General features: G+C 58.8%; 9 protein-coding genes (1 of these 9 only partly in view). 3 read left to right on the top strand and 6 right to left on the bottom strand.

Annotation, left to right across the window (positions count from 1 at the left end):
• Positions 1–22 carry the end of a DUF3820 family protein gene (locus tag KI614_RS10750; protein ID WP_226405642.1) on the top strand. The gene continues 191 nt to the left of window position 1, outside the view, so 22 of the gene's 213 nt are visible here — the last part of the coding sequence; its start codon lies beyond the left edge, outside the window; the stop codon is at positions 20–22.
• 101 nt (positions 23–123) lie between these two features.
• A complete protein-coding gene (locus KI614_RS10745) occupies positions 124–1,908 on the top strand; it encodes a GspE/PulE family protein (protein WP_226405640.1) in 1,785 nt (594 codons plus the stop codon).
• Between the two features lie 17 nt (positions 1,909–1,925).
• Here the strand turns inward: KI614_RS10745 and KI614_RS10740 are convergent, their stop codons facing one another.
• The 6 genes from KI614_RS10740 to nth are packed head-to-tail and all read right to left on the bottom strand — an operon-like array spanning position 1,926 to position 6,683.
• Positions 1,926–2,573: a FecR domain-containing protein gene (locus KI614_RS10740; protein WP_226405638.1), complete on the bottom strand. Its 648-nt coding sequence runs from the start codon at positions 2,571–2,573 to the stop codon at positions 1,926–1,928.
• Positions 2,574–2,583: 10 nt separating this feature from the next.
• A complete protein-coding gene (locus KI614_RS10735) occupies positions 2,584–3,756 on the bottom strand; it encodes a vWA domain-containing protein (RefSeq protein WP_226405636.1) in 1,173 nt (390 codons plus the stop codon).
• Positions 3,757–4,602: an AAA family ATPase gene (locus KI614_RS10730; RefSeq protein WP_226405634.1), complete on the bottom strand. Its 846-nt coding sequence runs from the start codon at positions 4,600–4,602 to the stop codon at positions 3,757–3,759.
• Positions 4,603–4,613: 11 nt separating this feature from the next.
• On the bottom strand, positions 4,614–5,045 hold the full coding sequence (locus KI614_RS10725) for a DUF1841 family protein (RefSeq protein WP_226405632.1): 432 nt from the start codon (positions 5,043–5,045) through the stop codon (positions 4,614–4,616).
• Complete coding sequence (locus KI614_RS10720) at positions 5,038–6,054, bottom strand: FIST C-terminal domain-containing protein (protein ID WP_226405630.1); 1,017 nt, start codon at positions 6,052–6,054, stop codon at positions 5,038–5,040. Before KI614_RS10720 ends, KI614_RS10725 begins: the two co-directional genes overlap by 8 nt.
• A complete protein-coding gene (nth, locus tag KI614_RS10715) occupies positions 6,051–6,683 on the bottom strand; it encodes an endonuclease III (protein WP_226405628.1) in 633 nt (210 codons plus the stop codon). The genes KI614_RS10720 and nth overlap by 4 nt, the downstream gene beginning before the upstream one ends.
• A 93-nt stretch (positions 6,684–6,776) precedes the next feature.
• Between nth and KI614_RS10710 the strand changes: the two genes are divergently transcribed.
• Positions 6,777–7,745 (top strand): GGDEF domain-containing protein, encoded by a 969-nt coding sequence (locus KI614_RS10710; RefSeq protein WP_226405625.1) that lies wholly within the window; start codon positions 6,777–6,779, stop codon positions 7,743–7,745.
• Positions 7,746–7,755 lie beyond the last annotated feature (10 nt).

The following is a 7,755-nucleotide window of genomic DNA, read 5'->3' as shown; positions in this document are numbered from 1 at the left end:
GACCCCGTTGCGCCAACGTTGAAGAAAGCCGCCTGATCTTGTCAGGCGGCTTTTTTTCGATGCACGGCGCGTCATTTTCCGGCCTTACAAAACCTTACTTCGCTCCATGCTATATTGGCCCGCATGAATGGAAAACCAGTACATGAGCATCGTTTGACGCTCCCGGAAGTGCTTGAAATGCTGCTGGCAGACGGCATGATCGATCATGCGATGGCTGAAGCATTGAAGGTTGAGCAGCGTTTGCAGGGGCACAAGGCGCATCCCCTGGTTCTTGTTGATCAGCAAAAATGGCGCTCGCTCAAACCGCCCGGACGCTTGCTGAATCTCGATGGCTTGAGCGAATGGCTGGCCGGAAAATGTGGCCTTGAATATCTGCACATTGATCCGTTGAAAATTGATTTCACCGGGGTGACGGATGTCATGTCCAGTGCCTATGCCGCCCGCTTCGGCATCCTCCCGGTTCAGGTCAGCACGCGCGAAGTCGTGATCGCGACGGCAGAACCCTTCGTCAGGGAGTGGGAAAGCGAACTCAAGCCCATTCTGCGCAAGGAGATTCGCCGTGTCATGGCGAATCCTGACGATATTTCACGCTACCTTGTCGAATTCTTCAATCTGGCCCGCTCGGTCAAGAAAGCGGCTTCCAAGGGAGAAAATACCCAGGCACTTTCGAATTTCGAACAACTGGTTGAACTGGGCAAGAGCAACCGCCAGTTCGATGCCAATGACCAGCATATTGTTCATATCGTCGACTGGTTGTGGCAGTACGCTTTCGACCAGCGTGCCTCGGATATCCACATCGAGCCCCGCCGCGATCTGGGGATTGTCCGTTTTCGTATCGATGGTCTGCTGCATCAGGTTTACCAGATTCCGATGACGGTAATGAATGCCATGACCAGCCGGATCAAGCTTCTGGGGCGCATGGACGTGATTGAAAAGCGGCGGCCGCAAGATGGTCGGGTCAAGACCCGAACTCCGACCGGGCAAGAGGTTGAACTTCGCTTATCGACATTGCCGACGGCATTTGGTGAAAAGCTGGTGATGCGGATTTTTGATCCCGAGGTGCTGGTCCGCGATTTCCGCTCGCTTGGTTTTTCGGAGGAGGATCAGGCGCGCTGGCAGCAAATGACCAGTTCCCCGAATGGCATCGTTCTGGTGACCGGGCCGACCGGTTCGGGCAAGACGACAACGCTGTATACCACGCTCAAGCAGCTGGCTACGCCGGAGGTCAATGTCTGCACGATTGAAGATCCGATTGAAATGGTTGAGGCATCGTTTAACCAGATGCAGGTCAATCGCGGTATTGAGCTGGGCTTTGCCGATGGGGTTCGTGCCTTGATGCGCCAGGATCCGGACATTGTGATGATCGGTGAAATCCGTGATCTGGAAACTGCCGAAATGGCCATCCAGGCAGCGTTGACCGGGCACCTCGTGTTATCTACCCTGCACACCAACGATGCACCATCGGCGATTACCCGGCTGCTCGATCTCGGTGTTCCGGCCTACCTGATCAACTCAACCGTTCTCGGGGTGATGGCGCAGCGGCTGGTTCGCACGCTATGCCCGCATTGCAAGAAATCGAGCCCGATCACCGAGGAACAGCGACTGACCTGGCGCGCCCTGGTGTCTCCATGGAAATCCGGTGAGCCAACGCATTTGCACCACGCAGTCGGCTGCCTGGAGTGCCGCATGACCGGCTATATGGGCCGGGTCGGTATCTATGAAATCCTGATCAATTCACCGGAGATTCGCAAGCAGATCAAACCGCTGACCGAGATCGCCCGTGTCCGTGATCTGGCTTATCGTGAGGGCATGCGCCCACTGCGCATTTCCGGGGCGCTCAAAGTGGCGCAGGGCCTCACGACGCTTGAAGAAGTCGTCAAGGTGGCTCCCCCGGTCGACGAGCTATAAAGAGCCAAAACCGTGCCTCAATAGGCGCCGGTCTTGCCGTAGAACGGTGGCGTACGGCCGACCAGGCTTTCAAGGAGCGTCAGCTCGCTGTCCGTGTGATTGATGACGGTGGCGGGCACCATCATTTGGCTGCCATCGGCATGCAAGTAGACCGGTTTATCGTGGTAGCTGGTTTCCAGTTGCTCGTGGATGTCGGGCATCTGTGCTGAGGCAATTTCGGCTTTGCCGTAGCACAGGCAGAAATAGACCTTTTTGGTTTCAGCTTCGATGTAGCAGCCGGTACCGCGGATGCCGATCGTTGCGGTCGGTGTTTCGATCTGCTTGTTTCCCTTGCCGAACACGGCCAGCAACTTGCCGGTCAGCACGCGCAGTCCGGCGCGCGCTGCCTGACCCGCCAGGCTGACCGTTGTCCGGTCTCGTTGCAGGTAGGCATCATTACCGATGATGTAGATGGCCTGGCTGTTCGGGCCCGTGGTGACGGTGTCGCCCGGCTTGATCGGTGTGCCGGGACTGGCCGGCTGGCCATTGATGCGCACATCGCCGGTCATCTGGTGCATGCCGGGTGGTGGTAGTTTGCCGCCGGCAGCCCAGGCGGCCTGCAGGGCACCCAAACGCTCGGCCAAGGCCAGCGCGGCGATTCCTTTGAGTAATTGGCGACGTTGCATGGTTCTTTCCTTAACGTGAGAGCGTCCGCATGGCGCGTTCCAGTCCATCGAGCGTCAGCGGATACATCCGGTTGCCGAGCAGTTGCTGAATCATGTGGATTGATTGCGTGTACGTCCAGTGAGTTTCAGCCAGTGGATTGAGCCAGACTGCACGCGACCAGGTAGCCAGCATGCGTTCGAGCCAGACGGCCCCGGCCTCTTCGTTCCAGTGCTCGACACTGCCACCGGGCCGGGCGATTTCGTAGGGGCTCATCGTTGCATCGCCAACAAAGACCAGCTTGTAGTCCGGGCCGTAGGTGTGGATGACATCCCAGGTCGATAGCCGTTCCTGATGGCGCCGCCGGTTGTCCTTCCAGATGCCTTCATAGACGCAGTTGTGAAAGTAGAAATGTTCGAGATGCTTGAACTCGCTGCGTGCCGCCGAGAATAGCTCCTCGCAGGCCTCGATGTGGTCGTCCATCGAACCGCCAATATCGAGGAACAGCAGCACCTTGATCGTGTTGTGGCGTTCGGGGCGCAGATGCAGGTCGAGCCATCCGCCATTGCGCGCAGTTCCGGCAATCGTGCCATCAAGATCGAGTTCGGTTGCTGCCCCTTGGCGGGCAAAGCGGCGCAGGCGGCGTAGCGCGACCTTGATGTTGCGCACACCGAGTTCCAGATTGTCGTCCAGGTTGCGAAACTCACGCTGCTCCCAGACCTTGATCGCCGTCCGGTTGCCGACCGAGTCGCCGCCCAGCCGGATGCCTTCCGGGTGGTAGCCGCCATGGCCGTAAGGCGAGGTGCCCGCCGTGCCGATCCACTTGCTGCCGCCGGCATGGCGTTCCTTTTGCTCGTTGAGCCGTTGCTTGAACTGTTCGAACAGCTTTTCGTAACCGAGTTTCTGCAGCTTGAGCCGGTCTTCTTCGGAAAGGTGGCGTTTGGCTGCCAGTTCCAGCCATTCTTCGGGAATCATCGCCTCGAAGCCGGGCAGGGCTTCGATACCCTTGAAGTACTCGCCAAAAGCACGGTCGAAGCGGTCGTAGAGGGCTTCGTCCTTGATCAGGATGGCGCGCGAGAGGAGATAAAAATCATCAAGACTGCCGCTTACCAGCCGGGCCTGCAGTGCTTCAAGCAGCGCCAGCAGTTCCTTGGTCGACACCGGAATCTGCCGTGATTTCAGATGCAGGAAGTAGTCGACCAGCATTTATGGCTGTTTGCGGCGTGCCATGAAAGCCAGACGTTCAAACAGATGAACATCCTGTTCGTTCTTGAGCAGTGCGCCGTGCAGCGGGGGAATGGCATCCTTGGCTTCCCTGGCGCGCAGGGCTTCGGGGGGAATGTCCTCGGCCAGCAGCAGCTTCAGCCAGTCGATCAGTTCGCTGGTCGAGGGCTTCTTCTTCAGTCCGGGTACGTCACGCAGTTCGAAGAAAACCTCAAGCGCCTCACGCAGCAGTTCGCGCTTCAACATCGGGAAATGGACATCGACGATGCGGGTCATCGTCTCCTTGTCCGGGAACTTGATGTAGTGGAAGAAACAGCGGCGCAGGAAGGCGTCCGGCAGTTCCTTCTCATTGTTCGAAGTGATGATGATCAACGGGCGGTGCTTGGCCTTGATCGTTCGGTGCAGCTCGTAGCAATGGAATTCCATGCGGTCGAGTTCGCGCAGCAGATCGTTGGGAAACTCGATGTCGGCCTTGTCGATTTCATCGATCAGCACGACGCAAGGTTCATCGCATTCGAAGGCCTGCCAGAGCACGCCGTGCACGATGTAATGGCCGATGTCCTCGACACGCGGGTCGCCGAGCTGCGAGTCGCGCAGGCGCGAAACGGCATCGTATTCGTAGAGGCCTTGCTGGGCCTTGGTGGTGGATTTGATGTGCCACTGGAAGAGTGGCCTGTTCAGCGCCCGGGCAACCTCTTCGGCGAGCAGGGTCTTGCCGGTGCCGGGTTCGCCTTTGATCAGCAGGGGGCGTTCGAGCACATTGGCGGCGTTGACCGCGAGTGTCAGGTCGCGGGTTGCGACGTAGGCATCGGTACCTTCGAATTTCATCGGCTGGCCTTTCAGATCAGGCTGGATTTGCGTTTGACGGCATCGACATAAGCCATGGCATCCATCTGGACACCGTTGCGCTGCGCCGCCCAGATGGTTTCACCCAGGCATTCGACCAGTACATGCTCCGCATCGTGCGGGTCCATGCGCCGGCGCAGATTTTCAAATGCGGCACGGATGCCCGGCGGCTGGTCGATGCTGAGCTGTTCGTGGATGGCGAGATGCAGCGACAGGTGCAGGAATGGACTCATCGCCCCACCTTCCGGCATCCATTCCTGAGTCAGTGCACCGGCTGTGTCGGCCAGCAGCGCGTGATATTCCGGATGACGGGCAGCAATGTCGGCGGCGGTGACTTCGGCGCCGACCAGCGGCAGACGTTCGACGTGCTTGCGCCAGGCGTCGCAAAAAAACTGGCGGACTTGATCACGAGTGGGGTTAAACATGCAGACTTTCGAAAAGTAGGGTGACGGCTGAATTGTGGAACAGGCGGTTGCGCTGGCTGGCCGGTGCGATCTGCCCACTGGCGTAGGCACCGAGCAACGGTGTTTGCGGACAGGCTTGGCGAAAAGCTTGCAAGTCCCGGTCATCATCGCCGTAGAACAGCGGGCCGCGGCCGATGCAGGAAAACATCAGGGCGAAATCGGGCTTTGCCGGCGGGTTGGCCGCAGTATCGAGCAATTGCTGCATTTCCTGCGCACTGTGATCCGGATGACGCAGCGCCCAGCAGAAGGTTTCTCCTTCGGCCAGTGCTTCGCCAATCGTCAAGGAGCCGTCGGCATTGAATGAAAGAACGGGAATGGCCGACTCGCTCGCGTGGCGCAAGACGACCAGGCGGTGGACTGGCGGATGTTCGCGGAGTTCCGCTGGCAGGTGCTGGCGCAGGCTGTCGGCGGCCCCCATGCCGTCAATCCGGCGCAAATCGTAGCCTTGTGCGAAATCGAGCGATAGATCTCGACTCAAGCTCAACAAGCCAGCTGAGCGCAGCAGGGTTGCCTTCATGCCCGGCAGGCGGGTTTCAGCGCAGGCATTCGGACTGATTCGCCCGTGCGACCAGGTGGCGGCATTGGCTTCAAGCAGGCCAGCTCGCTCCGGCAATGCTTGCCATTCAAAAGGTAGCGTACCGTGGCCAGTAAACGACAGCGTCGGGCTGCTATCGTGCGGAGTGGCTGGCGCTGCCTCGAAAACCAGCGCCGCAGCGCCTGACTGCTCAAGCAGCCAGCCATCTTCAGTGAATAGTCCGCTGGTCGTGGTGCCGCAAACCTGCAGGCAACCCGCTGCGCGTGCTGCGGCCAGAACGGCAGGCTGTGCGTGGCGGACGAAGTCCCGAGTGAGAAACAGGATGACGTTGTTGGCTCGCTCAAGACCGGCCTTCTCCAGCGCGCAGCGAACGGCCTTTTCGGCCAGTGCGGCATCCGGGTGCAGGCCAGAAACCAGTGCGCTGGCAACTTTCACAGCGTTTTTCCCTTGAAGCGGCAGAGATCCGCCACGATACAGCGTTCGCATTCCGGTTTACGTGCCTTGCACACATAGCGACCGTGGAGAATGAGCCAGTGATGGGCATCCTTCATGTATTCATCCGGGGTGGCGCGGAGCAGCTTTTGCTCGACTTCGACGACGGTTTTTCCCGGAGCGATGCCGGTCCGGTTGCCAAGCCGGAAGATATGCGTGTCGACGGCGATCGTCGGCTGGCCAAAGGCTGTGTTCAGTACGACATTGGCCGTCTTTCGGCCGACCCCTGGCAGTGCTTCGAGTGCGCTGCGTTCATCGGGCACCTGACCGTCATGCAGGTCAAGCAGCATCCGGCAGGTGGCGATGACGTTTTTTGCCTTGGTCCGATACAGCCCGATGGTCTTGATGTATTCGCTCAGACCTTCGACGCCCAGCGCATACATCTTGTCGGGCGTCGGGGCGACCGGGAAAAGCCGGTCGGTTGCCTTGTTGACGCCCACATCCGTTGCCTGAGCCGAGAGAATGACGGCAATCAGCAATTGAAATGGTGTTGTGTAGTTCAGTTCGGTGGTCGGCGCGGGGTTGGCCGCACGCAAACGGGCATAGAACTGCTCAATATCGGCTTTTTTCACGATTTGGGTGGGCTGGATGGATTGTCAATCGTTGCAGAATACGACATATTGGTTCAAGGCAAATTTTACCTGATGGAAAGGGGCGAAGCATTGATGCAGTTTGCATCCGACGAGGAGGGGATTGATCTTGCCCAGGTTCTAGAAGGCAATCCGGTGGCGACCATCGTGATCGATGCTCAGCATCGGGTGACGCACTGGAATCGTGCCTGTGCAGTTTTGACCGGTGTTCCGGCGGATGAAATGATAGGTACCTCCGACCAGTGGCGTGCCTTCTACCCCGATGCCCGTTCGATCATGGCCGACCTGATTGTCAGCGGTGCGCTGGAAACTGCGGTCGACGCCCTGTATCACGGCAAATTCCGTCGTTCAGTCTTGATTGAAGGTGCTTTTGAAGCCGAGGATTTCTTCCCGTCCTTTGGCGTGGGCGGTCGCTGGCTCTATTTCACCGCGGCGCCTTTGCGCAATGCCGTCGGAGAGGTCATCGGGGCGATCGAAACCTTGCAGGATGTGACGGAAAGACGCAGGGCTGAAGAGGCTTTGCGGCAAAGTGAAGAGCGTTATCGTAATTTGAGCCTGGTCGATTCCTTGACCGGCTTGTTCAATTCACGTTCCTTGCATGAGCGCCTGCAGGCTGAAGTCGAGCGCGCAACCCGCTATTCCCGGCCACTTTCCTTGCTGGTGCTGGATTGCGACAATTTCAAGCGAATCAACGACAACTTTGGGCATCTTGAGGGCGATCGCGTTCTCCAGGCGTTGGCCAGGGTGATCGGCGAGGGGCTACGGGCATCGGACTCGGCTTACCGCTACGGTGGCGAGGAATTTGTCGTCTTGCTGCCTGAAACTGAAGCCGATGCCGGCAAGCGGCTGGCCGAGCGTCTTTGCCGCTCATTCGCCGCCGAGGTAATTCCTACCTCGGCAGGTGAGTCGATTCGCTGTACGGTCAGTATCGGTGTCGCCAGTTATGTACCCGGTGAAACGCGTGATTCGCTGATTCGACGGGCGGACGATGCCGGTTATGAAGCCAAGCGGCAGGGCAAGAATTGCGTCGTGCTGGCCGGTTGACCGGGAAAAC

Origin of the sequence: Dechloromonas denitrificans, assembly GCF_020510665.1 — a bacterium.
Taxonomy (GTDB): domain Bacteria; phylum Pseudomonadota; class Gammaproteobacteria; order Burkholderiales; family Rhodocyclaceae; genus Azonexus; species Azonexus denitrificans_B.
This window is presented reverse-complemented; position numbering and strand designations above follow the sequence as displayed.

Coding starts and splice junctions, on each gene's coding strand:
- KI614_RS10725 (WP_226405632.1), bottom strand. CDS start 5,045: ATGTTTAACCCCACTCGTGATCAAGTCCGCCAGTTTTTTTGCGACGCC.
- KI614_RS10730 (WP_226405634.1), bottom strand. CDS start 4,602: ATGAAATTCGAAGGTACCGATGCCTACGTCGCAACCCGCGACCTGACA.
- KI614_RS10745 (WP_226405640.1), top strand. CDS start 124: ATGAATGGAAAACCAGTACATGAGCATCGTTTGACGCTCCCGGAAGTG.
- KI614_RS10710 (WP_226405625.1), top strand. CDS start 6,777: ATGCAGTTTGCATCCGACGAGGAGGGGATTGATCTTGCCCAGGTTCTA.
- KI614_RS10740 (WP_226405638.1), bottom strand. CDS start 2,573: ATGCAACGTCGCCAATTACTCAAAGGAATCGCCGCGCTGGCCTTGGCC.
- KI614_RS10735 (WP_226405636.1), bottom strand. CDS start 3,756: ATGCTGGTCGACTACTTCCTGCATCTGAAATCACGGCAGATTCCGGTG.